The sequence below is a fragment of the Williamsia herbipolensis genome (genome assembly GCF_000964005.1).
Lineage (GTDB): Bacteria > Actinomycetota > Actinomycetes > Mycobacteriales > Mycobacteriaceae > Williamsia_A > Williamsia_A herbipolensis.
This window is the reverse complement of the sequence record NZ_JXYP01000016.1, coordinates 55,087-81,038: the sequence shown is the minus strand read 5'-3', so window position 1 is coordinate 81,038 and position 25,952 is coordinate 55,087. Positions and strand designations below refer to the sequence as shown.

At 69.4% G+C, this 25,952-nt stretch carries 28 protein-coding genes and 2 pseudogenes; 5 read left to right on the top strand and 25 right to left on the bottom strand.

Annotated elements, in window-relative coordinates; genetic code table 11:
• A pseudogene (locus TU34_RS23515) lies at window positions 1-125 on the top strand (IS481 family transposase); the annotation flags it as partial.
• Here TU34_RS23515 and rlmN read toward each other — a convergent pair.
• The gene (gene rlmN / locus TU34_RS08520; RefSeq protein WP_045822442.1) at window positions 122-1,243 is read right to left on the bottom strand and encodes a dual-specificity RNA methyltransferase RlmN; all 1,122 of its coding nucleotides are present in this window, start codon (window positions 1,241-1,243) and stop codon (window positions 122-124) included. The pseudogene TU34_RS23515 and the gene rlmN overlap by 4 nt on opposite strands.
• Before the next feature lie 107 nt (window positions 1,244-1,350).
• Between rlmN and TU34_RS08515 the strand changes: the two genes are divergently transcribed.
• Entirely contained in the window at window positions 1,351-1,710 is a 360-nt protein-coding gene (locus TU34_RS08515) for a LapA family protein (protein ID WP_045822441.1), read from the top strand.
• A gap of 66 nt (window positions 1,711-1,776) precedes the next feature.
• Here the strand turns inward: TU34_RS08515 and TU34_RS08510 are convergent, their stop codons facing one another.
• The 5 genes from TU34_RS08510 to rpsB all read right to left on the bottom strand — a co-directional run bounded on the left by TU34_RS08510 (window position 1,777) and on the right by rpsB (window position 6,171).
• The gene (locus tag TU34_RS08510) at window positions 1,777-2,691 is read right to left on the bottom strand and encodes a phosphatidate cytidylyltransferase (RefSeq protein ID WP_150116455.1); all 915 of its coding nucleotides are present in this window, start codon (window positions 2,689-2,691) and stop codon (window positions 1,777-1,779) included.
• Window positions 2,692-2,775: 84 nt separating this feature from the next.
• On the bottom strand, window positions 2,776-3,333 hold the full coding sequence (frr, locus tag TU34_RS08505; RefSeq protein ID WP_045822439.1) for a ribosome recycling factor: 558 nt from the start codon (window positions 3,331-3,333) through the stop codon (window positions 2,776-2,778).
• A gap of 64 nt (window positions 3,334-3,397) precedes the next feature.
• Window positions 3,398-4,135: a UMP kinase gene (gene pyrH, locus TU34_RS08500; RefSeq protein ID WP_082080045.1), complete on the bottom strand. Its 738-nt coding sequence runs from the start codon at window positions 4,133-4,135 to the stop codon at window positions 3,398-3,400.
• Window positions 4,136-4,299: 164 nt separating this feature from the next.
• Window positions 4,300-5,124 carry a translation elongation factor Ts gene (gene tsf, locus TU34_RS08495; protein WP_045822438.1) on the bottom strand — a complete coding sequence of 275 codons (825 nt, stop codon included), beginning with the start codon at window positions 5,122-5,124 and terminating at the stop codon, window positions 4,300-4,302.
• A 168-nt stretch (window positions 5,125-5,292) separates the two neighbouring features.
• Window positions 5,293-6,171 (bottom strand): 30S ribosomal protein S2, encoded by an 879-nt coding sequence (gene rpsB / locus TU34_RS08490; protein WP_045822437.1) that lies wholly within the window; start codon window positions 6,169-6,171, stop codon window positions 5,293-5,295.
• A gap of 294 nt (window positions 6,172-6,465) precedes the next feature.
• Between rpsB and TU34_RS08480 the strand changes: the two genes are divergently transcribed.
• Window positions 6,466-7,176: a M23 family metallopeptidase gene (locus TU34_RS08480; RefSeq protein ID WP_420835168.1), complete on the top strand. Its 711-nt coding sequence runs from the start codon at window positions 6,466-6,468 to the stop codon at window positions 7,174-7,176.
• Here the strand turns inward: TU34_RS08480 and TU34_RS08475 are convergent.
• The 9 genes and pseudogenes from TU34_RS08475 to TU34_RS08435 form a co-directional block, all read right to left on the bottom strand.
• Window positions 7,161-8,114: a tyrosine recombinase XerC gene (locus TU34_RS08475; protein ID WP_045822434.1), complete on the bottom strand. Its 954-nt coding sequence runs from the start codon at window positions 8,112-8,114 to the stop codon at window positions 7,161-7,163. The two genes, TU34_RS08480 and TU34_RS08475, sit on opposite strands and share 16 nt — an antisense overlap.
• A 99-nt stretch (window positions 8,115-8,213) precedes the next feature.
• Window positions 8,214-9,062, bottom strand: a complete 849-nt coding sequence (locus TU34_RS08470) for a siderophore-interacting protein (protein WP_045822433.1) — start codon at window positions 9,060-9,062, stop codon at window positions 8,214-8,216.
• A 55-nt stretch (window positions 9,063-9,117) separates the two neighbouring features.
• Window positions 9,118-10,389 carry a saccharopine dehydrogenase family protein gene (locus TU34_RS08465; protein ID WP_045822432.1) on the bottom strand — a complete coding sequence of 424 codons (1,272 nt, stop codon included), beginning with the start codon at window positions 10,387-10,389 and terminating at the stop codon, window positions 9,118-9,120.
• Window positions 10,390-10,416: 27 nt separating this feature from the next.
• Window positions 10,417-10,758 (bottom strand): annotated as a pseudogene (locus TU34_RS08460) (saccharopine dehydrogenase NADP-binding domain-containing protein); the annotation flags it as partial.
• Between the two features lie 18 nt (window positions 10,759-10,776).
• A complete protein-coding gene (locus TU34_RS08455; RefSeq protein WP_150116454.1) occupies window positions 10,777-11,301 on the bottom strand; it encodes a hypothetical protein in 525 nt (174 codons plus the stop codon).
• 103 nt (window positions 11,302-11,404) lie between these two features.
• Window positions 11,405-12,625, bottom strand: a complete 1,221-nt coding sequence (gene dprA, locus TU34_RS08450) for a DNA-processing protein DprA (RefSeq protein WP_420835167.1) — start codon at window positions 12,623-12,625, stop codon at window positions 11,405-11,407.
• Window positions 12,622-14,133, bottom strand: a complete 1,512-nt coding sequence (locus TU34_RS08445) for a YifB family Mg chelatase-like AAA ATPase (RefSeq protein WP_045822429.1) — start codon at window positions 14,131-14,133, stop codon at window positions 12,622-12,624. The genes dprA and TU34_RS08445 overlap by 4 nt, the downstream gene beginning before the upstream one ends.
• 16 nt (window positions 14,134-14,149) lie before the next feature.
• On the bottom strand, window positions 14,150-14,542 hold the full coding sequence (locus TU34_RS08440) for a YraN family protein (protein ID WP_082080034.1): 393 nt from the start codon (window positions 14,540-14,542) through the stop codon (window positions 14,150-14,152).
• 124 nt (window positions 14,543-14,666) lie between these two features.
• Entirely contained in the window at window positions 14,667-15,713 is a 1,047-nt protein-coding gene (locus tag TU34_RS08435; protein ID WP_045822452.1) for an alpha/beta hydrolase, read from the bottom strand.
• Between the two features lie 438 nt (window positions 15,714-16,151).
• On the opposite strand from TU34_RS08435, the gene TU34_RS08430 reads away from it, so the two are divergent.
• Complete coding sequence (locus TU34_RS08430) at window positions 16,152-17,582, top strand: condensation domain-containing protein (RefSeq protein WP_045822428.1); 1,431 nt, start codon at window positions 16,152-16,154, stop codon at window positions 17,580-17,582.
• Window positions 17,579-19,288, top strand: coding sequence for a DHA2 family efflux MFS transporter permease subunit (locus TU34_RS08425; RefSeq protein ID WP_045822427.1), 1,710 nt, complete (start codon window positions 17,579-17,581; stop codon window positions 19,286-19,288). Before TU34_RS08430 ends, TU34_RS08425 begins: the two co-directional genes overlap by 4 nt.
• On the opposite strand, the gene TU34_RS08420 is transcribed toward TU34_RS08425, so the two are convergent.
• The 10 genes from TU34_RS08420 to TU34_RS08375 all read right to left on the bottom strand — a co-directional run bounded on the left by TU34_RS08420 (window position 19,277) and on the right by TU34_RS08375 (window position 25,941).
• Window positions 19,277-19,600, bottom strand: coding sequence for a DUF2469 domain-containing protein (locus TU34_RS08420; protein WP_045822426.1), 324 nt, complete (start codon window positions 19,598-19,600; stop codon window positions 19,277-19,279). The genes TU34_RS08425 and TU34_RS08420 overlap by 12 nt on opposite strands.
• Before the next feature lie 23 nt (window positions 19,601-19,623).
• A complete protein-coding gene (locus TU34_RS08415) occupies window positions 19,624-20,286 on the bottom strand; it encodes a ribonuclease HII (protein ID WP_045822425.1) in 663 nt (220 codons plus the stop codon).
• Between the two features lie 12 nt (window positions 20,287-20,298).
• Complete coding sequence (gene lepB, locus TU34_RS08410; protein ID WP_045822424.1) at window positions 20,299-21,165, bottom strand: signal peptidase I; 867 nt, start codon at window positions 21,163-21,165, stop codon at window positions 20,299-20,301.
• A gap of 73 nt (window positions 21,166-21,238) precedes the next feature.
• Window positions 21,239-21,580 carry a 50S ribosomal protein L19 gene (gene rplS / locus TU34_RS08405; RefSeq protein WP_045822423.1) on the bottom strand — a complete coding sequence of 114 codons (342 nt, stop codon included), beginning with the start codon at window positions 21,578-21,580 and terminating at the stop codon, window positions 21,239-21,241.
• A 91-nt stretch (window positions 21,581-21,671) separates the two neighbouring features.
• A complete protein-coding gene (locus TU34_RS08400; protein ID WP_045822422.1) occupies window positions 21,672-22,664 on the bottom strand; it encodes a membrane protein in 993 nt (330 codons plus the stop codon).
• A gap of 9 nt (window positions 22,665-22,673) precedes the next feature.
• Window positions 22,674-23,429, bottom strand: coding sequence for a tRNA (guanosine(37)-N1)-methyltransferase TrmD (trmD, locus tag TU34_RS08395; protein ID WP_082080040.1), 756 nt, complete (start codon window positions 23,427-23,429; stop codon window positions 22,674-22,676).
• Between the two features lie 17 nt (window positions 23,430-23,446).
• A complete protein-coding gene (gene rimM / locus TU34_RS08390; RefSeq protein WP_045822450.1) occupies window positions 23,447-23,962 on the bottom strand; it encodes a ribosome maturation factor RimM in 516 nt (171 codons plus the stop codon).
• Window positions 23,963-23,990: 28 nt separating this feature from the next.
• Window positions 23,991-24,233, bottom strand: a complete 243-nt coding sequence (locus tag TU34_RS08385) for an RNA-binding protein (RefSeq protein WP_045822421.1) — start codon at window positions 24,231-24,233, stop codon at window positions 23,991-23,993.
• Window positions 24,230-24,679 (bottom strand): 30S ribosomal protein S16, encoded by a 450-nt coding sequence (rpsP, locus tag TU34_RS08380; RefSeq protein WP_045822420.1) that lies wholly within the window; start codon window positions 24,677-24,679, stop codon window positions 24,230-24,232. Before rpsP ends, TU34_RS08385 begins: the two co-directional genes overlap by 4 nt.
• Before the next feature lie 176 nt (window positions 24,680-24,855).
• On the bottom strand, window positions 24,856-25,941 hold the full coding sequence (locus tag TU34_RS08375; protein WP_045822419.1) for an amidohydrolase family protein: 1,086 nt from the start codon (window positions 25,939-25,941) through the stop codon (window positions 24,856-24,858).
• Between the last annotated feature and the right edge of the window lie 11 nt (window positions 25,942-25,952).

Sequence of the window (25,952 nt, the reverse complement as noted above, 5' to 3'; positions counted from 1 at the left end):
CCGGACAACGCGACCATGCGCTCCCGGGCTGGCTGCACTTCTACAATCACCACCGAGCCCACTCCGCCACCGGAGGTCAGCCACCAGTCACCCGACTGACCAACCTCCCTGGACATCACATCTAGCCCTCGGCCGCCAGCTGCCCGCAGGCGGCGGCGATCTCCTGTCCGCGGGTGTCGCGGACGGTGCACGCCACTCCCCCGGCCACGACCCGCCGCACGAACTCGCGCTCGACCGACTTGGGTGCGGCATCCCATGCGCTGCCCGGTGTCGGGTTGAGCGGGATGACGTTCACGTGCACCAGCTGGCCGAGGTGCTTGCGTAGTCGTTTCGCCAACAGGTCGGCGCGCCACGGTTGATCGTTGACGTCCTTGATGAGGGCGTACTCGATCGACACGCGGCGACCGGAGGTGTCGGCGTAATACCGTGCGGCCGAGAGGACCTCGTCGACCGACCACCGGTTGTTGACGGGGACGAGCGTGTCGCGGAGTTCGTCGTCGGGGGTGTGCAGCGACACCGCGAGACGCACCTGCCACCCCTCGTCGGCCAGCCGCCGGATCGCCGGCGCGAGACCCACCGTCGAGACGGTGACCGATCGCTGCGAGATGCCGAGCCCCTCGGGCGCCGGGGAGATGATGCGCGACACCGCGTCCCGGACCCGGTTGTAGTTCGCGAGCGGTTCGCCCATACCCATGAACACCACGTTCGACAGTCGGCGGGTGTTCGGCGCGCCGCCGGACAGCTCACCTTCGGCAACCGCTCGCGCCGCCGCGCGGACCTGGTCGACGATCTCGGCGGTCGACAGGTTGCGGTCGAGACCGCCCTGGCCGGTCGCGCAGAACGGGCAGGCCATGCCGCAGCCCGCCTGCGACGACACGCACACCGTGGTGCGGTCGGAGTAACCCATGAGCACCGACTCGAGCATCGTGCCGTCGTGGAGGCGCCACAGCGTCTTCCGTGTGGTGCCGTCGTCGCACGAGATGTGTCGGACCGGGGTCATCAACGTCGGGAACAACGCCGCGCCGACCGCGGTCCGAACCGCGGCGGGGAGATCGGTCATCGCCTCCGGATCGGCCTCGAGACGTCCGTAGTACTGGCGGGCGAGCTGGTCGGCACGGAACCCCGGCAGTCCGAGCTTCGTGACGGCCTCGGTGCGCTGCGCACGGTCCAGATCGGCCAGATGCGTGGGCGGACGTCCCCGCTTGGGGGCGTCGAAGACCAACGGGAGGTCGAGACCGGGCATGGGTCAACGTTCTCGCAGTTCGGGATGGAAATCCAATCGGGACGCGTCGCCCGCCTGTCGCACCGGACCTGTCGCGTCGCGGGTGTCCGACGAGGGATGATGTGGGAATGACATACAACGAGCCGACCCCGGCCGATCCCCACAAGTCCGCATCGGATCTCCCCCCGGTCGACGACACCTCCGGACCCGCCCATCAGGACTCCGTGAAGCAGGCCCTCAGCGAGGTGCGGCACACCCGGACCAAGTCCGCGTGGGTCGGCCTCATCGTCGGCGCGATCGTCCTGATCCTGCTGCTGGTCTTCATCGTCCAGAACCTCGACAAGCAGGCCATCCAGCTCTTCTTCTGGGAGGTCAACCTGCCGCAGGGCGTCAGCCTGTTGATCGCCGCGATCGCCGGCGCGCTGATCACCGCGGTCGTCGGCGGTGCGCGGATGTTCCAGGTACGCCGCGCGGTGCGCAAGGCCTGATGTCGACGTCGCGCGTCGCGTCCCTCGGGCGCGGCGTGCGGCGGTCGGTGTCCGCCGAGGCCCGGGTCAGAGCAGGGCGCCGAGGATGGCCCACACGACGAACGCCGACGGCAGGATCGAGTCGAGTCGGTCCATGATGCCGCCGTGGCCCGGGAGCAGGGTGCCCATGTCCTTGATGCCGAGATCGCGCTTGACCTGTGACTCGACGAGGTCGCCGAGGGTGGCGCACACCACCAGCACCGGCCCGAGGATCAGGCCGATCCACCAGTGGGCGTCGACGAGGTAGGTGACGACGAGTACCGCGCCCACCGTGCCGAAGACCAACGACCCCGCCATGCCCTCCCACGATTTCTTGGGCGAGATGGCGGGCACCATCGGGTGTTTGCCGAACAGGACGCCGGCGGTGTAGCCGCCCACGTCGGAGCAGACGACCACGATCATGAGCGTCAGCACGCGCGCCCACCCGTGACTCTGCAGCACCATCGCGACGGCGAACGACGCGAGCAGCGGCAACCACGCGAGGATCAGCACCGTGACGGCGAGATCGCGCAGATAGTTGACCGGCGCCGTGGTGCGCCCCTGCGACAGCAACTTCCAGATCATCGCGACGAGGACGGTCGCCACGAACGACACGAGCGCACCGGTCGCGCCGAAAGGCCACGCAGTCCACATGATCGCCTGGCCGCCGCCGATGAGCGGGACGATCCCGACGTCGTAGCCACCGGCGCGGACCCGCTTGGCCACCTCCCAGGTCGCGACCGCGATGGACACCGCCACCACCGGGATCCACACCAGCGGCGCGAAGACGAGGATCAGGATGACGCCGACGCCGAGACCGCCGCCGACGGCGAAGGCCGCGGGCAGATCGCGACCGGCCCGGGACTTCTTCTGCGGCGCCTCGGACGCGGAGGGATCGGAGGAGGACGGGTCCGGGTGGGACGGATCTGGGGCGGCCGTCGGCCTCGCTTCACTCACACCCAGTCCTTGTCTGTCGTTCGGTGGCGCCGCCGGAGCTGATCGCCGTTCGTCGCGGTCACCGGGGACGCCGGTTCCCGTCGGAGGGCCTCACACCTCCAGCAGTTCGCCCTCTTTGCGCGTCACCAGGTCGTCCACCTGGGCGACGTAACCGGCTGTGGTCTTGTCGAGGTCCTTCTCGGCCCGGTTGACCTCGTCCTCGCCGGCCTCGCCGTCCTTCTGGATCCGCTTGAGCTCGTCGGCGGCCTTGCGGCGGACGTTGCGGATGGAGATCTTCGCGTCCTCACCCTTCGACTTCACCTGCTTCACCAGCTCGCGGCGACGCTCCTCGGTCAGCTGCGGGATCGCCACTCGGATGATGTTGCCGTCGTTGGTGGGGTTCACGCCGAGGTCGGAGTTGCGGATGGCGGTCTCGATCGCGTTGAGCGATGACGCCTCGTAGGGCTTGATGATGATCATCCGCGCCTCAGGGGCGGTGATCGACGAGACCTGCGTGATCGGTGTCATCGCGCCGTAGTAGTCGATGACGATGCGGTTGAACATCGACGGGTTCGCTCGTCCGGTTCGGATCGACCCCATGTCGTCCTTGGCCACACCGACGGCTTTCTCCATCTTCTCCTCGGCATCGAAGAGTGCTTCGTCGATCACGGTTTCGCCTCCGTTGTGTGCTCGCTGCGGGTCACGCGATTCGTGCTGCTGTGACTGGTGGTGATCACGTGGTGACCAGGGTTCCGATCTTCTCACCCGCCACCGCACGCGCGATGTTCCCCTCGCGCAGCAGGTTGAACACGAGCATCGGCATCTTGTTGTCCATGCAGAGGCTGAACGCGGTGGAGTCGGCGACGGCGAGCCCCTTCTCGATGACCTCGCGGTGGCTGATCTCGCTGTAGAGCGTCGCGTCGGGGTTCGTGCGCGGGTCGTCGGAGTACACACCGTCGACCGCCTTGGCCATCAGCACGACCTCGGCCTTGATCTCGAGCGCGCGCTGCGCGGCGGTGGTGTCGGTCGAGAAATACGGCATGCCCATGCCTGCGCCGAAGATGACCACGCGGCCCTTCTCGAGGTGGCGCTGGGCACGCAGCGGGATGTAGGGCTCGGCGACCTGGCCCATGGTGATCGCGGTCTGCACCCGGGTGACCACGCCCGACTTCTCCAGGAAGTCCTGCAGCGCAAGGCTGTTCATGACGGTACCGAGCATGCCCATGTAGTCCGAGCGACTGCGCTCGAGCCCTCGCTGCTGGAGTTCGGCACCGCGGAAGAAGTTGCCGCCGCCGATGACGACCGCGACCTGTACGCCGCTGCGCACCACCTCGGAGATCTGGGCGGCGACGGTGGAGACCACGTCGGGATCGAGCCCGACCTTGCCGCCGCCGAACATCTCGCCGCCGAGTTTGAGGACCACCCGACGGAAACCGGGGCGCGCTCCCCCGTCGATCGTTCCCCCGTCGATATCGGTCACATCATGCCTTCCGTTCAGCGCTCACCGGACGGGCGATCCGGGCCACCGCGGCAGCGTCGGAGAAGACCGGTTGTCGGTAGTGATCCTATGCGTACACGACAGGCCCCGGTGAGCGCGGTGCTCACCGGGGCCTGTCGTGGATCAGGTCGGGTCGGTCAGGCCTGGCCGACCTCGAAGCGCGAGAACGCGGTCACGGTGACGCCGGCCTCGTCGAGGACGGCCTTGACCGTCTTCTTCGAGTCCTGCACCGACGACTGGTCGATGAGGACGACGTCCTTGTAGAAGCCGTTCACGCGACCCTCGACGATCTTGGGCAGCGCCTGCTCGGGCTTGCCCTCCTCGCGGGCGGTCTTCTCGGCGATGGACCGCTCGTTCTCGACGATGTCGGCGGGGACCTCGTCGCGGGTGGCGTAGCGGGCCTTCAGTGCGGCGACCTGCATGGCGGCACCGCGTGCGGCCTCGGCCGCCTCCGCGCCGTCACCGGAGTACTGCACGAGGACGCCGACGGCCGGCGGCAGATCCGAGGCGCGCTTGTGGAGGTAGCTCGCGACGGGGCCGTCGTAGGAGACGACGCGACGCAGCTCGAGCTTCTCGCCGATCTTCGCCGACAATGCGGCCACGGCCTCGGTGACGGTCTGGTCGCCCAGCGTCGCGGCACCGAGCGACTCCAGATCGGTCGCCTTCTGCTCGGCGGCCGCGGTGACGACGGCGTCGGCGAGCTTCTGGAACTCGTCGTTCTTCGCCACGAAGTCGGTCTCACAGTTGATCTCGATCATGACGCCGTCGCGGGTGGCGACGAGGCCTTCGGCGGTGGACCGCTCGGCACGCTTGCCGACGTCCTTCGCGCCCTTGATGCGGAGCTGTTCGACGGCCTTGTCGAAGTCGCCGTCGTTGTCGGCCAGGGCGTTCTTGCAGTCGAGCATTCCCGAGCCCGTGAGCTCGCGGAGCCGCTTGACGTCGGCAGCGGTGTAGTTCGCCATGTGCGGCGAGCCTCCTTCATCGGTGTCGCGACGCCCACGCTCATGAGGCGCGTCGTCGCGTCGTGTGGTGTCGACGTCGTGTGACGCCGACGGTGTCAGACGCGATTCGGGCGCCGGGCCTGATGGCCCGACGCCCTCGTCGTCGCTCGAGCCCGAAGGCTCGATCGGTCAGGCCTGTGCGGGCGCCTCGTCGGCGGCCGCGGGCGCTGCCTCGGTCGTGGTCGCCGGGGCGGTCGCCTCGGTGGCCGGTGCCTCGGTGCCTGCTGCGGGGGTCGTCGCCTGGGTGAGCAGTTCCTGCTCCCACTCGGCGAGCGGCTCGCCCGCTCCGGACTCGGGCTTGGTGTCGCCGGCGTTCTGGCCGGCACGCGCCTGAAGACCCTCGGCGACGCCCGAGGCGACCACGCGGGTCAGCAGGGCGGCGCTGCGGATGGCGTCGTCGTTACCCGGGATCGGGTAGTCGACCAGGTCGGGATCGCAGTTGGTGTCGAGGATCGCGATGACCGGGATGTTCAGCTTGCGTGCCTCGCCGACGGCGATGTGCTCCTTGTTGGTGTCCACGATCCACACGGCCGAGGGCACGCGGGCCATGTCGCGGATACCGCCGAGGGTGCGGTCGAGCTTGGTCATCTCACGCGTGAGCATGAGGATTTCCTTCTTGGTGCGACCCTCGAAACCGCCGGTCTGCTCCATCGTCTCGAGCTCCTTGAGGCGCAGGAGACGCTTGTGGACGGTGGAGAAGTTGGTGAGCATGCCACCGAGCCAGCGCTGGTTCACGTAGGGCATGCCGACGCGGGTCGCCTCTGCGGCGATCGACTCCTGGGCCTGCTTCTTGGTGCCGACGAAGAGGACGGTGCCGCCGTGGGCGACGGTCTCCTTGACGAACTCGTAGGCCTTGTCGATGTAGGTCAGCGTCTGCTGCAGATCGATGATGTAGATGCCGTTGCGATCGGTGAAGATGAATCGCTTCATCTTGGGATTCCAACGACGGGTCTGGTGCCCGAAATGAGCGCCGCTGTCGAGCAGCTGCTTCATGGTCACTACAGCCATGTGTGTGTTCTTCTTCCGTGTGCAGTTGGTCGTCGGGAGCGTCGTGCGCCCGACCCTGACGCCTGGGTCCGATCAGAACCGTGCGGACTCGAGGGTCCGCCGGACTGCCTGTTCGGAGGTGTTCCGGGCACGAGCCCCGCATGTGCGAGGTGCCACCCGGGTTGCGCAGGCGTGCGAAGTCACCCCGTCCGGATGGACGAAGTGCGTCGTTCAGTGTACGCACGGGCCGCCCCGCCCACGAAATCGCTGGTCCCCCGATGGAACCGCAGGTCGACGGCCACCGTCTGAACCGGTGTGAGCACAGATGTCGCCGGTGAGGACCCGGTCGCGAACCGCCCCGAACCGGGTGGGTCGTCGATACGGCACGAGGGGTCGGCGGCATCTGTGCTCGTCTCGTCGCGGCGACCGAGGTCGTCGTGGTCGGACGGGAGGTGTCCGACGGAGTTGCTGAGGTCGGCGCTGACGCTGGTGGCTCTCATCGCGGTGCTCCTCGTCGCGATCGTCGCCGTGCCCGGGGCCTCGAGGGCCGAGGGACTCACCCCGGGCGGATACGGCTGGCCGCTGAGTCCGCGCCCGGAGGTGGTCCGGGGTTTCGATCCCCCGGCGAAAAGCTGGCTGGCGGGTCATCGCGGGGTCGATCTGGCCGCTGCGACCGGTGCGCCGGTCTTCTCGGCCGGATCGGGCGTGGTGCATTTCGCGGGTGTGGTCGCCGAGAAACCCGTGGTGTCGGTGATGCATCCCGACGGCGTGCTCACAACCTATGAGCCGGTGACCGCGACGGTCTCGGTGGGGATGACGGTCGTGCGGGGCTCGCTGTTGGGCACCGTCGAGGGCGTGCATCCCGGCTGCGTGTCGGCGTGCCTGCACTGGGGTGCACGGCGCGGTGCGGGGTCGGCGGCCCGCTACCTCAATCCGTTGGCCCTGCTCGGTGCGGTCCGTGTGCGACTCAAACCCGTCGGTGCCGCCGGTGCCCCTGGACCGGTCGGCGTTCAGGCCCGGGGATGAGCCTGACGGTGGACCGCACGCAGACGCTCGACGCCGACGTGGGTGTAGAGCTGCGTGGTCGCCAACGAGGAGTGGCCCAGCAGTTCCTGCACGACGCGCAGGTCGGCGCCGCCCTCGAGCAGGTGCGTCGCCGCCGAGTGACGCAGACCGTGCGGGCCGATCTCGGGCGCACCCTCGACGGCACGCGTGGCCGCGTGGACGACGGAGCGAGCCATCCTCGGGTCGAGTCTCCCGCCCTTCGCGCCGAGCAACAGCGCCGTTCCCGACGTCGGGCCCGCCAGCAGAGGGCGGCCGCGTGCGCGCCAGGCATCGAGGGCAGCCCCGGCAGGTGCGCCGTACGGCACCGTGCGTTGATTGTCGCCCTTGCCGATCACCCGCACCACACGACGGCCGTCGTCGACGTCGTCGAGATCGAGTCCGCAGAGCTCGCCGACCCGGATACCGGTGGCGTAGAGGATCTCGAGGATCGCTCTGTCGCGCAGCATGATCGGGGTCTGTGCGGACCGGCCCGCCGACACACCGGCCGTCACATCGGTCTCGGGCGGGGCGGTGTCGGGCCGGGCCGGGCCGGTCATCACGCTGCGCGCCTGGTCCGGCGAGAGCACCGCGGGCAGGGTGCGGTGCGCACGGGGAGCCTGCAGTCGCGTGGCGGCGTCGTGGGGCATCACGCCCTCGCGGGCGGCCCAGGTACAGAAGGTCTTCACCGAGGACACCTGTCGCGCGATGGTGGTGCGGGCGGCACCACGTCGTGTCGACTCGGCCAACCAGGCCCGCAGCACCGCGAGGTCGATCTCGGCGATGGACAGCCGTCGTGCGCCGGCGAAGGTGACCAGCGCCCGGACGTCGCCGACGTACGCGCGGATGGTGTGTTCGCTGCTGCCCCGTTCGTAGCGCAGGAACGACTCGAACTCACCGAGTCGTGTCGAGGAGGTGCTCACGTAGCCAACCCAACACCGCTCACGTGGCGCACCCTGTTCCCGACACGCTCGTCGTGATCAAAGTGTTCCCCCGCCGACGACCGTGGGGCCGATGACCGATCAGGAGCCGACGGCCGCACCCTCTTCAGCTGCCCGCAGCTCGGCCTTCCAGGCCCGGAAGCCCTCCTCGGTACGCCCTCGCCGCCAGTAGCCCGAGACCGAGGCGCGTCGCGCCGAGACCCCGCGCTCGGTGCGGATGTAACGCCGCAGGTTGTGCATGACCGCCTGCGCCTCGCCGTGGATGAAGACGTGCGGCTCGCCGTCGAGCCACGGTGCGTCGCGGACCGCACCGATGAGTGGCGCGTTGTCGCCGGCGACATCGTCGCCGGCGGCGTCCGAACCGGCGCCGCGGTGGACCCAGGTGATCCGGGCGCCATCGGGCGCGGCGAGCGTGATCTCGTCCTCGGGCCCGGCGACCTCGATGAAGGCCTGCACGGTCGCGGTCGGGGGCAACGCCTCGAGGGCCGCGGCCAGCGCCGGGAGTCCGGCCTCGTCGGAGGCGAGGAGGTGCCAGGGCGCGTCGTTGTCGGGGCGGTAGCCGCTGCCGGGCCCGAGGAAGCGCACGACGTCGCCGACCTGCGCGGACGCGGCCCAGGGCCCGGCGATGCCCTCGGTGCCGTGGACCACGAAGTCGATGGCGATCTCGCGGCGTTCCGGATCGACCGAGCGCACGGTGTAGGTGCGCAGGACGGGTTGCTGCTCGGGGGTGTACTCGGCGCGGATGCGCTCGAGGTCGTACGGCTCGGGGTAGGTCACCCCAGGGGCTCCGAAGAGGATCTTCACGTACGCGTCGGTGTCGTCGCTCGCGGCGAAGTCGGAGAAGCCCGGTCCACCGAGGCGGACCCGCATCATGTGCGGGGTGATCCACTCGGTACCGGTGACCTCCATGGTGTTCAGTCGCTTGGCCATGACGTCAGCCTACACCCAGAAATTAGGACACCCTAAGTAGCCGGAGGCGGTGCGATCAGCCCGGGCCCTCGCGCATGCCCCACGGTTGGCCGTATCCGCCCTCGGACTCCGGGCGCGCCATCAACTCCAGGAACGGTGACGCCTCGAAGGCCTCCGGGCCGAGCACACCGACTCCCGACCACGCTCCGGTGGCGAGCAGTTCGAGCGCGATGACCGGGCCGAGTGCGGTCTGCCAGACGACGCACTGGGTGCCGTACTCGCGCATCGTCCATTCGTTGTCGCTCACGTGATAGAGGTAGACCTCCCGTGCCGCACCGTCTTTCGTCCCCGTGACCCACATACCTGCGCAGGTCTTGCCGGTCATCACCGGACCGATCGTCGCGGGGTCGGGAAGCGCTGCGGCCACCACGGCGCGCGGCGACACCGACACCGGGCCATCGGCCGAACGCACCCGGATCGGTTCGGTCGCGTCGAGTCCGAGGGTGTGCAGCGTCTGCAGCACACCGATGAACTCGGCGCCGAGCCCGTATTTGAAGGTGACGCGGCGCGCGTCGAGCCACCGGGGCATGAGGAGCACCTCCTCGTGCTCCACGTTCACGCACTCGACCGGTCCGATGCCCTCGGGGAACACGAACGTCTCGGGTTCGGAGAACGGCGGCGTGGTGAACCAGCCGCGGTCGCGTTCCCACACCACGGGCGGGTTGAGACATTCCTCGATGGTCGTCCAGATGGAGAACGACGGTGCGAACATCTCGTCGCCGTTGTCGTCGCGGACGACGAGGTTCGCGCCGTCGCGGGTGCCGAGTTCGTCGACGGTGTCGAAGAGTTCGTCGCAGGCGTACCGCGCGAACACGTCGGACAGTCCGGGCTCGACACCCATGCCCACCAGCGCCAGTCGGCCGGCGGTCACCCACTCGTCGTGCGCGGCGAACTGCTGCTCCCCCAACATCACCCCGGTCTGCGTGTGCGGATCGGTCGGGTGGGGTGTGCTGAGGCTCATCGCCATGTCGAGATAATCGGCGCCCGCGGCCAGGGCGCCAGCGAACACGGTCGGCACGAAGGCGGGTTCCACGGCGTTCATGACGTGCGTGGCCCGGTGCTCGCGCGCGAGTGCGGCCACCGCGTCGGCGTCGGAGGCATCGATCCGCGCAGCGGTGAATCGTGCTGCGACGGTGTCGCCGTGACGGTCGGCGATCGCGGCGACGGTGCGCTGCGCGCGTGTGAGGTCGTAGTCGGCGACGACGAGGTGGTCGAAGAAGTCGCGGCGGGCGGCGATCTTCGCGAGCGCGTCACCCACTCCACCGGCGCCGATCAGCAGGATGCGCATACCCGGGTTTGCCATACCTCAGCCTAGGTGGTCGGCAGCGCGCGCCATGTCGAGATAATCGGCGCCCGCGGCCAGGGCGCCAGCGAACACGGTCGGCACGAAGGCGGGTTCCACGGCGTTCATGACGTGCGTGCCCCGGTGCTCGCGTGCGAGTGCGGCCACCGCGTCGGCGTCGGAGGCATCGACCCGCGCAGCGGTGAATCGTGCTGCGACGGTGTCGCCGTGACGGTCGGCGATCGCGGCGACGGTGCGCTGCGCGCGCGTGAGGTCGTAGTCGGCGACGACGAGGTGGTCGAAGAAGTCGCGGCGGGCCGCGATCTTCGCGAGCGCGTCACCCACTCCACCGGCGCCGATCAGCAGGATGCGCATACCCGGGTTTGCCATACCTCAGCCTAGGTGGTCGGCAGCGCGCGCCACGGCGATGTTGTTGATCCAGGCATCCTGCAGTGCCACCCCGGATTCGTACTCGCGCACCACGCGTTCGCCCGACGGTGTGCCGATGACGAGGAAGTGACCGATCAGCGCACCCGGGTCGGCGAGGCCGGCGGTCGCGATCTGGTGCCGGAAGGTGGAGGCGATCCAGCCGATGTCGGTCGGCCCGACCGCCATCCGCACGATGCGACGCGTCGGCCCCCGGCCCTCGAGGACACAGCTCTCCGCCACACACCCGCCGACGACTCCGGCCGCGGCCTCGGGGCCGATCACGATCTCGTCGGCGATGACGGCCAGGACCGCATCTCGCGCGGCGAGTTCGAGGACAGCGCGGTCGGCTTCGGGGAGCAGGGTCGGACTCGATCCCGTGGCGATCGACGTGAGGGCGGCGACGGCCTCGGTCGCCTCTGCGCGCGTGAGGACACCGCGGTCGCTCTCGCGCAGGAACAGCTCGAACGCCTCGTGGTTCGAGGCGGGCAACGGCTGAGGCTCGATGGCTCTGCCCTCCACGAGAGATCGTCGGTCCGGTGTCCGAGCCTATCGCCGCCGCCCGACATCCGACGGTGTCCATGCCACCCGCACGTCATCGGGGCGGCGGACCCCACGTGGCGCCGTCCGAGAGCGCGCGGCCGTGGACCTCCATCCGCGCCAGGGTCGATCGCACGCGACCGATGTCGGCATCGCAGGCACGCGCGATCTCGGCAGGGGTGACCCCGCCCCGTGTCCCCAACGCCGCCGCCACACGCGCCTCGAACGGGTCGGTCTCGCCGCGCTCGGCGGGCGTCGACGACAACGCGTCCGACCCGTCCGGCGCGACCAGTCGCTCCAGACCCGCGACGTCCCCGACGAGCACGGCGTCGCCATCGCTGATCAACGCGTGACACCCCACCGACATCGCCGAGGTCGCCGGGCCCGGCACCGCTCCCAGGGGGACACCGAGCCGACGAGCCCAGGCGGCGGTGTTCTTCGCGCCGCTGCGATGGCCCGCCTCGACGACCACGACCGCCTTCGACAGCGCTGCGACGAGCCGATTGCGGGCGAGGAACCGGTGCCGCGACGCCGTCATCCCCGGCGGGTACTCGGTCACGATGGTCCCGACGCGGGCGATCTCGTCGAACAACAGCCCGTGATCGGTCGGGTAGTCGATGTCGAGGCCGCAGGCCATCACCGCCATGGTGTCCCCACCGGCGGCCAGTGCGGCGCGGTGCGCGGCGCCGTCGATGCCGTAGGCGCCGCCGGAGATGACGCAGCGCCCGCGGTCGACGAGACCGTTGGTGAGGACCGCGGTCATGCGGGTGCCGTAGCCGGTGGCGGCGCGCGAACCCACCAGGGCGACTGCGCGTTCGGTTGCACCCTCGATCGACCCCGGGCCCCGTGTCCACAGCGCCAGCGGAGGGCCACCACGCGCCGAGGTCTCGGCTGTGCTCAGTCCGTGCAGCGCCCACGCCGGCCAGTCCTCGTCGTCGGCGGTGATCAGTCGACCACCGAGCCGGTCGACGACGAGGAGGTCCTGATCGGGGTCGACGAGGTGGTGACGCGACGCCGTCGACCGTGCCACAGCCTGGTGTCCGTCGGGAAAGCGTCGCGAACGCACCGCCTGGGCGGCGTCGCGCACCCCGACCGCGTCGACGAGCCGCGCGATCGACGCCGCCGGCGGCTCGGCCACCGCGGCGAGATACGCCCACGCGCGCCGCTCCCGGGAGTCGATGACCGTGGGCGTCACGTCGTGCGGATCGGTCGGGGCCATCACCGTCGCGGGACGGGGATGCATGTCGGTGTCGACCCCGGCGCCGTCGTCGCTCACGCGTATCCCCTGTCCCGGAACAACAATGCCTGTGCCACCTCGTCTTCCGTGGGTTGTGGGAGCCCGCCGAGGTCGGCGAGTGTCCATGCAAGTCGTAACGCCCTGTCCGCACCTCGCGCGGTGACCCGGCCGTCGCGCAGGAACAGCTCGATCGGCCGGATGGCCGCGTTCGTGAGCCGAAACCGTTGCCGTAGTGCGGAACCGGGCACCTCGCTGTTGGTCTGCCATCCGTGCTCGGACCACCGTGCGCGAGCCGTCGCGCGGGCCGCCGACACCCGGGCGCGCACATCGGCGCTGCACTCACCGGTCGGGTTCATGAGCGCGGTGTTGCCCGGCGGGTCCATCCGGACGCGGATGTCGACCCGATCCATCAGGGGCCCGGAGAGCTTTCCCAGGTAGCGTCGCCGGACCTGGGCCGAGCAGACGCAGTCGATGTCGGAGGCCGGGGCGCACGGACAGGGGTTCGCCGAGAGGATGAGTTGGAACCGCGCAGGCATCACCGCGACACCGTCGCGACGCATCACGCGGGTCTCGCCGTCCTCGAGAGGTGTCCGCAGCGATTCCAGTGCCTTGACGCCGAGTTCGGCGCATTCGTCGAGGAACAACACGCCCCGGTGCGCCCGCGACACCGCGCCCGGTTTGGCCATCCCGGTCCCGCCGCCCACCAGCGCGGTCTGCGACGTCGAGTGGTGCGGGGCGATGAACGGGGGCTCGGTGATCAGCGGCCGACCCGCCGGCAGCGTCCCGGCAATCGAGTGGATCGCGGTCACCTCCAACTGCTCGGTCTCACTGAGTGCGGGCAGGATGCCCGGCAACCGTCGGGCGAGCATCGTCTTGCCGATCCCGGGCGGGCCGGTCATGAACAGGTGATGGGCACCCGCGGCGGCGATCTCGAGGGCGTAGCGCGCCTCGGCCTGACCCACCACATCGGCCAGGTCGGGAACCGCGGGCGACGCCGCGACCACACCGACCTCACACACCGTGTCCAGGACCCGCTCGCCGGCCAACCACGCGATCACCTCACGCAGGGTGCTCGCCCCACCCACCTCGACACCGGGCACCAGCGCCGCCTCGGCCACGTTGACCAGTGGCACCACCACTCGCGCGAAACCGGCCGCCCGCGCGGCCACCACCGACGGCAACACCCCACGGACCCCACGGATGCGGCCGTCGAGTGCCAACTCACCGATGAACACCGTGTCGTCGAGGTGATGGGTCGCCACCAGATCCTTGGCCGCGAGCACCGCCAGCGCGATCGCCACATCGTGATTGGAACCCCCCTTGGGCACCGTCGCCGGAGAAAGGTTCAGCGTGATCCGCCCATCGGGCCACTTGCGATCGCTGTTGGTGATCGCCGCCCGCACACGGTCTTTCGACTCCCGCAGCGACGCGTCAGCCAGGCCGACGAGCTGCACACCGGGCAGTCCCTGACCGATGAACGCCTCGATCTCGACCATCTGACCCTCGACACCGGCCACCGCCGCCGAACGGGCTCGACCCAGCGACATCAGAACCCCCGCGCCATCAGAAGACACCGCGCAGATGCGACACGGTGCACACCCCGGCGACATCGATGTGCACCGCGACGACGTCGAACCGGATGATCGGCCAGTGTTTCTCGGACTCGGCGAGCCACAGACCGGCCAGCCGTCGCAACCGTCGATACTTCTCCGCGGTCACCGCCGCAGCCGGGTCCCCGAACATCGAACCGGTGCGCGTCTTGACCTCGACGATCACCAGCGATTCGCCGTCGACATCGGTCGGATCGACGGCCACCACATCGATCTCGCCGTGACGGCACCGCCAATTGCGGTCGAGTACCGACCATCCCGCCACGGTCAGGTACTCGACCGCAGCGTCCTCACCCCGCCGACCGATCAGCTGCCGTCGGTTCGGTTGTCTGCTCTGCGTTGCCACGGGGCAACCATGACCGCCGCACCCGACCGCCCCGGTCGCCACGACGCCCGATCACCGCCGTTCTGTGCACCACCAGCTTCTTGTGCACAACCCCGACCATCTCGACGGCCCGGGCGTCGCGCCGTCAGTCGTCCAGCGCGCGGGCGAACTGGGGCCAGGAGGCGTGCAGGCTGTCCTGCCAATACGGCCAGCTGTGGGTCCCGGCGGGCGGGAGACGGAACGTCGCGGGGATGTCGAGGGAGGTCAGTCGCGATCTCAGCGCGACGGTGCAACGCCGGACGGCGGTCTCGATCACTGCGCCGACGCCGATCCGGGAGACGAGTTCGCCGATGTTGCCGTCGATCCCCGGCCCGGAGATGGTGTCGTACTGTCCGGGCTGTCCGGTGCTCGCAGAGATGAACAGCGATGTGCCGCGCAGTCGTTCGGCGTTGATGTACGGGTCGTTCTCCCGCCAGCGCGGATCGCTCGCCACGCCCCAGAGGTTGTCGGCGTTGCCACCGCCACGGGCGACGGTGAGACGGACGTAGGCCTGACCCATCGGGTCGGCGGTCATCGCGCAGCCGCTGTAGGCACCGACCGCCCGATAGAGACCGGGGTTCTGCTCGGCGAGTTGCAGCACGGAGGTACCGGCCATGGAGATGCCGGCGAGCGCGTTGCGGCCGTTGCCCCCGAACGTCGAGTCCATGAGGGGCGGCAGCTCGCGGGTGAGGTAGGTGGCCCACTTCTGGTGTCCGAGCACCGGGTCGTCACGGATCCAGTCGGCGAAGTAGCTGGCGGTACCGCCCATGGGGACGACCACGGTGACGTTCTTGTCGGCGAAGAAGTCGACGATGTCGGTCTGGTCGAACCAGCTGCTGTCGTTGAAGCCGCCCTGGGCTCCGTTCAGCAGGTAGAGCGTCGGGTGCGGCGCAGCAGGATCGCGGGCCGGCAGTACACGTACCTGCATGTCGGCCCGCATCGCGGCCGAACGGACCCGGAGATACCGGACACCATGGGGTCCCGTGGAACTGCCGACCACCGTCGCCGAGGTCGTCGCAGAGGGGGTCGCCGAGGTCGGTGCCGCGGTCGCGGACGGGACGACGGTGGCGCCCAGCCCCACGAGCAGCGCCACGACGACACCGCTCACCAGCGACGACACCGTGCGTCTGCGGACTCCGTCGTGTGTCGACACGCGCCGGTCGGTCACCCTCGCCATCACTCCCCCTGCTCACGCACTCCCCGACGGCCACCACCCGGCGGACGCTGCGGCGACGGTATCCCAGGAGCGCCCCCGCACCATGATTTGATATCTCGAACTATTCAGTCAGACAGGCACATTGAGGGCCGCTTGGAATACGTCACAAGTGCGATGTCCGATTTCCGGATCATCGTTGCCTCGACCACACATCCGACGGTACCTTCCGACCATTCGAACGCGACTCCGACGGCGTCGACACCCGCAGGCGATGATGCCCAACCGTCCTCAGCCGGTTCGAAGCCCCACGTCATTGCGGCCGACCGGCCCCGTGACCGCCGACTTCATCGGGGAACATCACATGCTGAAGGGAAATCTCATGCCCGGATCATCACCTGCGCAGGCAGGACTCCGCTCGACGACGGGTGCGACGGCATGATCAATTTCGGCCTGATCGACGAGTGGGAGCCCCGCGGTGGAACTCTCACCAGCTGGACCGCGACCCCCGCCTCGGTGGCCCGCGCCGCGTCCGCCCCCGCCCACCCGGTGCCGGCCTCGCACCAGCAGGAGGAGTACCTGCGCGCAGCCGCGCGCAACAGCAGTACCGGCTTCCGGTTCTCGCGCCTGTGCCTCATCTCCTTCGACCTCGAGGGCACCCTCGATCGCGAGGCCATGACCGCGACGGTCAACGAGTTCATCCGACGGCACGACACCTTCTTGAGCTGGTTCTCCCACGGCGCCGAGGACGACTCCATCGTCCGTCACGTCATCGACCCCGACGGTGTCGAGTTCGCGCCGACGACACACGGCCACCGCGAGCACGCGTCGGAGATCCGCACCCACGTGCAGGACGAGACGCCGGGACCGTTCCACTGGGACTGCTTCACCTTCGGCACCATCGAGCGCGAGTCCGGGTTCACGATCTACTTCGCGGTCGATCACCTCAACTCCGACGGCGTCTCGCAGGCACTGGCGTGCGTCGACCTGATCGCCCTGTACGGCAACGAGCTCGGTGGCGGTTCGAACCCACCCGCACCGGCGGGCAGCTATATCGACTACTGCCGCCGCGAACGGGAGGGCACCGCGGTGCTCACCGCCGAGTCGCCGCAGATCGCGCGGTGGCTGTCCCTGCTCGCCGACAACGGCGGCCGCCTGCCCACCTTCCCGCTCGACCTCGGCGCCGGCGGCGCCGACTACACCCGCAGCGCCATCACGACGGTGCGCGTCTACGACGATGACGCATCTGGACAACGACTCGAGGACGTCTGCCGCGCCCACGGTTCCGGCGTCGCCGCCGGTGTCATGGCGGCCGCCGCTCTCGTCGCCCACGAGTTCACCGGGACCGAGCGCTACCTGGGGATGACGCCGAAGAACACCCGGTCGACGGCGAGCGAGTTCACCTCCGTCGGTTGGTTCACCAACCTCATCCCGGTCGTGGTCGACGTCCACGCCGACTCCACGTTCACCTCGATCGTCGGTCCGGCGCAGGAGTCCTTCGCGGCGGGCAAGACGATGTCGGAGGTGTCGTTGCACCGTGTGTTGCAGCTCATCGACGACGACTCCGACATCGACATCGCACCGGGGTGGGTGGTGCCGATGGTCAGCTACATCGACGTGCGCAAGCTCCCCGGTGCGCAGATGTTCGACCACATCAACGGCGGCGTGTTCGGCAACCGCGGAAGTTCCGAGGAGGTCTACCTCTGGGTGAACCGCTTCCCCGACTACACGGTGATGACGCTCCTCTATCCCGACTCCGACCAGGCGCGGGACTCGATCAAGCTCTACATCGACCGACTGTTGGGCGTGTTCCACTCGATCGCCACGACGGGCGACTACAGCCCTGCGGCGGCGTCGACCAACCGGTGACTTCCAGCCCCACCGACACGGGCGCGACGACGGCCTCCCGACGTGCGTGGCCTGCGTTCGCCGCATGTCTGGTCGCGGTGTTCATGCAGATGGTCGACACGACGATCGTCAACATCGCGTTGCCCGACCTGACGACCGATCTCGGCGCCTCGTCGGCCGACCAACTGCTCGTCCTCACGGTCTACACGCTCGCGTTCGCGTGCACCCTGATGACCGCGTCGCGCATCGGCGAGCGACTCGGGCGACGGCGGGTCTTCATCATCGCGCTGGCGGGGTTCACCATCGCCTCGCTGCTGTGCGGGACCGCCGCCGGCCCCGGCGAGCTGATCGCGGCGCGTGGACTGCAGGGCGCGTGCGCGGCGTTCGCCTCGGCGCAGACCATCGCGATCATCTCCGCGATCTTCCCCAGGGCGCGTCACGGACTGGTGTTCGGGGTCTACGGCGCGACCGCGGGCGTCGCGGCGATGCTCGGTCCCGTCCTCGGCGGCGCCCTCGTGGGGCTCGATGCCTTCGGACTCGGTTGGCGCACCATCTTTCTCGTCAACCTGCCGTTCGGTGTCATCGCATGCGTCATCGCCGCGCGGGCGATGCCGCCGGTGGTGGGGACGCTGCGTGAATCCCTCGACGCGGCCGGGGTGGCCCTGTCGACCATCGGACTGTTCCTTTTGATCTACCCGCTGTCGACCGGTCGCGAGAAGGGATGGCCGGGGTGGCTGCTGGCGATGCTGGCGATCTCGATCGCCGTGCTCGTCGCCTTCGTCCTCCACGAGCGCGCGCTCCTGCGCCGCGGCGGTGCACCCCTGCTGCGGCTCGACCTGTTCGCCGAACGCTCGTTCGCGGTCGGGGCGGTGCTCTCGTTGTTGTTCTTCAGCGTCTTCACCGCGTTCTTCTTCACCGTCTCGATCACCACGCAGTTCGGCCTCGGCTACTCGCCGCTGCACACCGGACTCATCACGTTGCCGTTCGCGCTCGGCGCCGCGGTCGGTTCGCTTCTGTCGCCCCTGGTCGTGACGCGGATCGGACCACGGACACTCACGGTCGGCATGGTCGTCTTCGCCGCGTCGGTGGCGTGGATGGCGATCGTGATCGATCCCGCGCGCCACGACATCGCCATCGCATCGCTGATCGCGCCGTTGGTCCTCGGGGGCCTGGGCACCGGCGTCTTCGTCGCTCCGCTGCAGGCCGTGATCCTGTCGGGCACGACCTCCCGCACGGTCGGTTCGGCTTCGGGGACGATCCCGACCGTCCAGCAGATCGGCGGGTCGGTGGGCCTGGCGATCATCGGCATCGTGTTCTTCGCCCTGGTGGGGTCGGCGTCGTCGGCGGGCGCGTCGGCCGGGGCCGACGATCTGCGGGTGCGTCTGGGCGACACCGCGGTTCCGGCCGTCGCGCAACCGATCGTCGTGAGCCGGTTCAGCGACTGTGTGTCGCGCCAGTTGTCGTCACCACGCCCCGAGGTGTCCCCACCGGGGTGTTCGGCGCAGGGTTCGGATGCCGATGCCGGTCCGCAGGCTGCGATCGTGCGTGAGGCGCAGCCCGCGTTGCGTCCCGCGGCCCGGGTGGCCGCGGCCAGGGCTTTCCTCGAGGCGTTCTCGAAGATCATGTGGATCATCTGCGCGACCGCGGCGGCGGTCGCGGCGATCAGCCTCGCCGTCCCCCGAGCTCGGGTGATCGTTCCGGTGGGGACGCCGGCGTCAGTCGGGTAGCGCGCCGTCCTCGGGAAGGCGCAGCTCCGACTTCTCGAGCTCCTCGATGTTGACGTCCTTGAACGTGATCACGCGTACCTGCTTGACGAACCGCGCCGGTCGGTACATGTCCCACACCCAGGCATCGGACATCCGTAGTTCGAAATAGACCTCGCCGTCGGCGTTGCGCGGGACCAGGTCGACCGCGTTGGCGAGATAGAACCGCCGTTCGGTCTCCACGACGTAGGTGAACTGCCCGACCACGTCCTTGTACTCGCGGTACAGCGAGAGTTCCATCTCGGTCTCGTACTTCTCGAGATCCTCCGCACTCATGGAGGTCAGCCTAGTCACCCATGTCAGGCCGGCGTGACGCGGACGCGCTCGCGGACGTTGCGATAGGACATCCGGTGCTCGCGGGACGGTCCGAGCCGGTCGAGCGCCGACATGTGCAGCTCGGTGCTGTAGCCCTTGTGCACCGCGAAGTCGTATCCGGGGAGGTCGTCCTCCATCGCGACCATGATGCGGTCTCGGGTGACCTTGGCGAGGATGCTGGCGGCGGCGATGCACGCCGCGGCGCCGTCGCCACCGATGACCGGCAACGACGGGACGGTGAGACCCGGCACCACGAAACCGTCGGAGAGCACGTACCCGGGCGTCACGTCGAGTGTGGCGACCGCGCGACGCATGCCCTCGATGTTGGCGACGTGGATGCCGATGCGGTCGACCTCGTCGGCGTCGACGATCACCACACTGCTCGCGACGGCGTGGCGGGTGATCGACCGGTACAGCGTCTCGCGCATCGTCGGGGTGAGGCGTTTGGAGTCGTCGAGGTCGGCGAGCGAGACCAACTGGGTCGGTTTGAGGACGCATGCGGCGACGACCAGCGGACCGGCGCAGGCGCCGCGACCGGCCTCGTCGACACCCGCCACCGGGCCGAGACCGCTGTTGTGGAGCGCGAATTCATAGGTGCGAAGGCTCGCGGCCCGACGGACGGGCGCACGCGGTGGCCACCGGTTCACGTCACTCCCCCGCTACGTCTGCGGGTTGTGCGCGCCCACACCACCGATCCGGGAGAACGGATAGATGATGAAGCGCACCTTGCCGCGGATGTCGGAGACCGGGACGGTGCCGTTGAGTTCATCGGTGATGTGATAACGCGAGTCGGCCGAGTTGCCCCGGTTGTCGCCCATCACCCACACGTTGCCCTTGGGCACGGTGACGGGCCCGAAATCGGGTCCGAGACAGCTGCTGAGGGTTCCGCTCTCGGAGACCACGAGCCCGGTGTTGACGGTCGCGTCCTGCTGCTGCAGCGCCTTGTCGACGTACGGCTCGGAGAGGGGTTTGCCGTTGACGGTGACACCGACCTTGTCGGCGTTGCGGCACGCGACGGTCTGGCCGCCGACGGCGATGACGCGCTTGACGAGGTCGTTCTCGTCGGGCGGGGCGAACCCGAACCACGACAGGGCGTCCTGGGCGCCGCGCAGGATCGTGTTGTCCGATCGCGGCGACGTCCAGCCCTCGTCCCACGACTGGGTCGGCGCCTTGAACACGACGACGTCGCCGGGCGCGGGATCGCTGAAGCGATAGGTGAGCTTGTCGATCACGATGCGGTCGTTGGTGCATCCGGTGCACCCGTGCAGCGTGTTCTCCATCGACTCCGACGGGATGACGTACTGCCGACCGATGAAGGTCTGCAGGATCCACGTGAGGACGAGGACGCTGACGATGATGATCGCGGTCTCGCGCAGCGCGGACCGTTTGCGGCCCGAACGCGGGGCATCGCCGGCACCGTCGCCACGAGTTCGCCAGGGACGGTGGGTGTCCGAGTCGGCGTCGTCCGTCGCACTGGCGTCGTCGAACCGGTCCTGCGGGCTGTCCTGGCGGGGGGTGTCGGGCACGTCGCTCAGCCTAGTGGACGCGCCGAGGGAGCCGGCCCGACCGCATGGTCGGGACCCGGCCCACTGACCAACGTCAGCGCTTTTCCTTGATCTTGGCGGCCTTGCCGCGCAGGTCGCGCAGGTAGTACAGCTTCGCGCGACGCACGTCGCCGCGGGTGATCACGTCGACCTTCGCGATGTTCGGGCTGTGGATCGGGAAGGTGCGCTCGACACCGACGCCGAACGACACCTTGCGCACGGTGAAGGTCTCCTGGAGACCGCCACCCTGGCGGCGGATCACGACGCCCTTGAAGACCTGGACGCGCTCCTTGGACCCCTCGATGACCTTGACGTGCACGTCGAGGGTGTCGCCGGGCCGGAAGGCCGGGATGTCGTCGCGCATCGACTGCTTGTCGAGAAAGTCCAGGGTGTTCATCTGCGGATCCAATCGGTGGTCATCGTCACTGAGTCAGAGGAACCTGGCGGCCGGCGCCGCGGACGGCGACACGGTTCGACCGGTTCGTGATCTAGTCGTGGGGTTCGCCGGACGGTGGCACGGACTGCATCGACCTCGACGCAGCCGCGTCTCCCTCGAACGGCAACCCGACCATTGTGCCAGAGCGCCCCCTCCGGGCGGAAATCGACGACGCCGTCGACGCGACCCCGACTGTTCCGGCGCTCGGGGTGACCGCCGAGCCCGGTGGCGGCGGGGCGGCGTGCACGACCTCGTCGAGCACCGACTCGGCCTCGGAGATGGCGTGCGGGACATCCGGCCGTCCGGCCATGAGGTCCTGCAGATAGATCTTCGCGCGGATCAGCGGCCGCCGCAGCCGGCGCTCGCGCGACATCGCCCGCTCCATCCGGCGTGGTCGATGGGTGTAGCGCCACCGCGCCCACGGAGACCCCGGGCGGGCGAGCCGCAGGGCGCCCACCAGCAGCAGCGGCCACGCGAAGATGCCGATGAGTCCGGTCCAGATCTTGCCCTTGGCCAACACGACGGCGGCGAGCAGCAGGCTCACCGCGGCGAGGACGACGGTGATGGCGACCTCTGCCCAGCCGTCGTCGGGGGACAGTCCCGACAGCTGGAACAGCTCCAGGGGTCGGAACCCGAGCAGGACCATGCCGGTCGCGCCGAGCGCGGCCCACACCGCGTCGATCGAGGCACGTCCCTCCTCGGCCCAGTACACGTCACGCAGGTAGAAGATGAGCGCGAACTCGTCGAGGACGAGGGCGGCACCGATACCGAAGAAGCAGGCGAGGACCGAGAGCGTGGTCTGTGAGCCCGTGACCGAGACGGCGACGATCGACACGCCCGATACCAGGGAGAGCACGACCCCGAAGACCATGTGATGGACGTGGGTCGCGCCGGTGCTGACGTTGCCGAACCACCACGACTTCTCGGCGCGGATGAGGCGGACACTGACGCGGGTGCAGGCGAACCCGACGATGAACCCGATGAAGAACAGGAACAGCGGGAGGCGCCCGGCGTCGAGGATGTCGTGGGTGAACCAGTGGTGCACCAGGTCAGGCTAGTCGAGCGGGCCGTCGGACATGTCGGACTTCGGTGGGGATGACGGCGGGGTCGGCCGACGGGAGGCCGTGCCTGTCTCGTCGAGCAGATCGGGGCGGCGCGCACGGGTCCGCGCCAGTGACTGTTCGTGGCGCCACCGGGTGATCGCGGCGTGGTCGCCGCCGAGGAGCACCGGCGGGACACTGAGTCCTCGCCAGTGTTCCGGCCGGGTGTAGCTCGGCCCCTCCAGCAGACCGTCGGAGAACGAATCCTGTTGATGCGACGCGGCGTTGCCGAGGACTCCGTCGATGAGGCGCACCACCGACTCGATCATGGCGATCGCGGCGACCTCACCGCCGATCAGCACGTAGTCGCCGATGGACAGTTCCCGCACACGGCCGCGCCGCGCGACGTCGTCGACGACGCGCTGGTCGATGCCCTCGTAGCGACCGCAGGCGAACACCAGGTGCGACTCGTCGCGCAGTTCCTCCGCGACGCGCTGGGTGAACGGTTCCCCGGCGGGTGTCGGGACCACCAGGACGGCGTCGTCGGGGCACACGTCGTCCAGACACGGGCCCCACACCTGCGGTTTCATCACCATTCCGGGACCACCTCCGTAGGGCGAGTCGTCGACGGCGCGGTGGACGTCGTGCGTCCAGTCGCGGAGGTCGTGGACGTCGACGGCGAGGATGCCGCGGTCGATGGCGCGACCGAGCAGCGCCATCCGCAGCGGATCGAGGTATTCGGGGAAGATCGACACCACGTCGATCCGCATCCGCGGTGACGGACCGGTCATTCGAGGTCGAGCAATCCGTCCGGCGGGTCGATCTCGATGCGCTCGGTGGTGACCGTCGGGACGATCTCGGCGACGAACGGTACGAGCACCTCACGGCCCTGCGGGGTGCGCACCACGAGGGTGTCGCCGCCGGGGAGGTGCAGGATCTCGGTGAGCTCGCCGACCGGGTCGCCACCGACCGTCGTCACCGCGACCCCGATCAGTTCGTGGTCGTAGAACTCGTCGGGATCGTCGCCGGAATCGACTGCAGCGGTGTCGATCAGGAACAACACACCGCGTAGCTCGTCGGCGGCGCCACGGTCGTCGACGCCGTCGATGCGCAGGAGCATCCGTCCGCCGTGGTCGCGGGCACCGGAGACGACGAACTCGCGCTCACCGCCGCCCTTCGGCAGGCGTCCGCGCAGGCGAGATCCGTCGGCGAAGCGGGTGTCGGGGTCGTCGGTGCGTACATCGACGACGACCTCGCCGCGGACGCCGTGAGATTTCACGATGCGTCCGACGACGAGGTCCATCGAATCGGTCTGTTCGGCGATCGGGCGATCAGCGATCGGTGTCGACGATGTCGAGACGCACCCCGCGGCCACCGATACCGGTGACGAGGGTGCGCAGGGCGGTGGCGGTGCGACCGCCACGGCCGATGACCTTGCCGAGGTCCTCAGGGTGCACGTGCACCTCGACCATCCGTCCCCGGCGACCGGTGATCATGTCTACCGAGACGTCGTCGGGGTTGGCGACGATACCGCGCACCAGGTGCTCGATGGCGTCGGCGACGACAGTGCTCACGCGTCCGTCCCGGCGGCCGGTGCGGCGTCGGCGGCGGGCTCCTCGGCGTCTGCCTTCTTGGCGGCCTTCTTCTTCGGGGTGGTCGCCTCGGCGGCGGGCTCGCTGTCGGCGGCGGCCAGGGCCGCGTTGAACAGGTCGAGCTTGCTGGTCTTGGGCTCCTTCACCTTGAGGGTGCCCTCGGCGCCCGGGAGGCCCTTGAACTTCTGCCAGTCACCGGTGACCTTGAGCAGCGCCGCGACGGGCTCGGTGGGCTGTGCGCCCACGCCCAGCCAGTACTGCGCGCGCTCGGAGTCGATCTCGATGAGGCTGGGCTCTTCCTTCGGGTGGTACTTGCCGATGGTCTCGATCGCACGGCCGTCGCGGCGGTCGGGGTCGTCGGCGACGACGATCCGGTACTGCGGGTTGCGGATCTTGCCGAGGCGGGTGAGCTTGATCTTGACAGCCATTGTTTCTCTCTCATCTGCGGTCACAGTGCAATTCAGCGACCCACCCGGTGTGGTGGGCCCGGTTTTGCGGTTTGTGGTGGTGTGACCGTCGGGCGGTACGTGACCGGGTCCGACGAACCAGCGGCCCATTCTGCCACGCAGGGGTGGCCCCGACGAAATCTCGCCGAGTCGGTCGTCTACAGGACGGCACCACCGCAGACGACGACGCGCGGGGCGCGCAGCGTCTCGATGTCGACGCGTGGATCGGCGTCGAGCACGATGAGGTCGGCGCGCTCCCCCTCGCCGAGGGTGCTCCCCGACAGCCACTCCCGGGATCCGACGGTTGCGGCGGCGACCACCGTGGCGGCGTCGAGCCCGATGGTGGTGAGCGCGACCATCTCGTCGACGATGCGGCCGTGGTCGACGAACCCGCCGGCGTCGGTGCCCGCGTAGATCGGCACACCGGCCTCGACGGCGTGCGCGAACACGTCGTGGGCGCCGGCGTACAGCGCGCGCATGTGCGACTGATAGGTCGGGAAGCGGTCGGCGCCGTCGGCGATCGACGGGAAGTTCTCGACCTGGATGAGTGTCGGCACGAGCGCGATGTCGCGCTGCGCCATCGCCGCGAGGAGGTCGTCGGTGAGCCCGGTGCCGTGTTCGATGCAGTCGAATCCCGCGGCGATGACGCCGTGCAGGGCGTCGGTGCCGAAGATGTGCGCGGTGATGCGGGCGCCCTCGGCGTGCGCGGCCTCGGCCGCCGCGGCGAGTTGCGCGTCGGTCCACAGCGGCGCGAGGTCCCCGACCTCGCGGTCGATCCAGTCCCCCACCAGCTTCACCCAGCCGTCACCCACGCGGGCCTGCCGGCGGACCTCGTCGGCGAGGGTGTCGGGGTCGTCGAGTTCGACGCCGTACCCGCGCAGATAGCGCTTGGTACGTGCGATGTGGCGACCCGACCGGATGAACCGCGGGCCGTTCGGATCGGCGTCGAGCGGGTGGGTGTCCAGCGGCGAGCCGACCTCGCGGATCAACAGGGCCCCGGCGCGGGCGTCGAGCCGGGCGAAACCCCGGGCCTGGTCGAGGGTGACGCCGAGCCCCGGGGCGATGCCGACGTGGTTGTGGGCGTCGACGAGTCCTGACGTGATCCACCCGCCGTCGCAGACGGTGTCGGCACCGGGCACCGGCTCGAAGGTGATGAGGCCGTCGTGGGTCCAGAACTCGACCGGGGTGTCGGTGTCGACGCAGTGACCGCGGAAATGCAGTGCGGCAGTGGGTGACTCGGGCATCACGCGGGCGG

Excerpts from the sequence above, each read along its gene's own strand:
- TU34_RS08445 (WP_045822429.1), bottom strand. The coding sequence starts at position 14,133 with ATGTCGCTGGGTCGAGCCCGTTCGGCGGCGGTGGCCGGTGTCGAGGGT.
- TU34_RS08515 (WP_045822441.1), top strand. The coding sequence starts at position 1,351 with ATGACATACAACGAGCCGACCCCGGCCGATCCCCACAAGTCCGCATCG.
- tsf (WP_045822438.1), bottom strand. The coding sequence starts at position 5,124 with ATGGCGAACTACACCGCTGCCGACGTCAAGCGGCTCCGCGAGCTCACG.
- TU34_RS08465 (WP_045822432.1), bottom strand. The coding sequence starts at position 10,389 with ATGCGCATCCTGCTGATCGGCGCCGGTGGAGTGGGTGACGCGCTCGCG.
- rplS (WP_045822423.1), bottom strand. The coding sequence starts at position 21,580 with ATGAACACCCTGGACTTTCTCGACAAGCAGTCGATGCGCGACGACATC.
- rimM (WP_045822450.1), bottom strand. The coding sequence starts at position 23,962 with ATGGACCTCGTCGTCGGACGCATCGTGAAATCTCACGGCGTCCGCGGC.
- TU34_RS08375 (WP_045822419.1), bottom strand. The coding sequence starts at position 25,941 with ATGCCCGAGTCACCCACTGCCGCACTGCATTTCCGCGGTCACTGCGTC.
- rpsB (WP_045822437.1), bottom strand. The coding sequence starts at position 6,171 with ATGGCTGTAGTGACCATGAAGCAGCTGCTCGACAGCGGCGCTCATTTC.
- rpsP (WP_045822420.1), bottom strand. The coding sequence starts at position 24,679 with ATGGCTGTCAAGATCAAGCTCACCCGCCTCGGCAAGATCCGCAACCCG.
- TU34_RS08470 (WP_045822433.1), bottom strand. The coding sequence starts at position 9,062 with ATGGCCAAGCGACTGAACACCATGGAGGTCACCGGTACCGAGTGGATC.
- trmD (WP_082080040.1), bottom strand. The coding sequence starts at position 23,429 with ATGCGGATCGACGTGGTGTCGATCTTCCCCGAATACCTCGATCCGCTG.
- rlmN (WP_045822442.1), bottom strand. The coding sequence starts at position 1,243 with ATGCCCGGTCTCGACCTCCCGTTGGTCTTCGACGCCCCCAAGCGGGGA.
- TU34_RS08430 (WP_045822428.1), top strand. The coding sequence starts at position 16,152 with ATGATCAATTTCGGCCTGATCGACGAGTGGGAGCCCCGCGGTGGAACT.
- TU34_RS08420 (WP_045822426.1), bottom strand. The coding sequence starts at position 19,600 with ATGAGTGCGGAGGATCTCGAGAAGTACGAGACCGAGATGGAACTCTCG.